This window comes from Mesorhizobium waimense (genome assembly GCF_003601975.1).
Classification (GTDB): Bacteria; Pseudomonadota; Alphaproteobacteria; order Rhizobiales; family Rhizobiaceae; genus Mesorhizobium; species Mesorhizobium waimense.
On the sequence record NZ_QZWZ01000197.1, the window covers coordinates 1 to 573 of the forward strand.

Annotated in this window: 1 protein-coding gene; it reads right to left on the reverse strand. The window is 68.8% G+C overall.

The window, feature by feature from the left end; all coding sequences use genetic code 11:
• Positions 1–573: condensation domain-containing protein (locus D3227_RS40610; RefSeq protein ID WP_147377850.1), on the reverse strand; the 573-nt coding region annotated here is incomplete at both ends.

Consider the following 573-nt stretch of genomic DNA (forward strand, 5'->3'; position numbering starts at 1 on the left):
CAGCGCCTGCGGCAGCATCCGTTGCGCCTCGCCAACCCCGCTGCCGTCGCCATGCACCTCGATCAGCCCGAACGGCAGCGTCGGCTCGTCGATGTCGGCCAGCATCGAGCGGAAGAACGCTTCATGCGCCTTCGCATCGCCTCCCAACCGCGCCTGCGCCACCAGGTTGCGGAACGGCTGCGGTGCGGCAAGCTCATGCCCGCGACCTGCCAGCACGGCCCGCACCTCGGCATGCATCACCTCCAGCGTCGTGTGATCGCCGATCAGATGGTGCAGCATCTCCAGCAGCAGCCAGCGCCCGCTGCCGGGCTCGCGCGCGATCACGAACCGCAACAGCGGCGCCTGGCCAAGATCGATGCGGTACTGGCGCGGATCGAACCGCCGCTTCAGCTGCTCGGGACCGGGACCGCCATCCTCATCCAGCTCGACCTCGCACACCTCCAGGACCGCCTTGCGCCACACCACCTGGGCCGGGCTCGACAGCCCCTCCCAGACAAAGGCCGTGCGCAGGATGTCGTGCCGATCCACCACCTGTTGGACCGCAGCAAGGTAGCGATCGAGCACACCGCGATC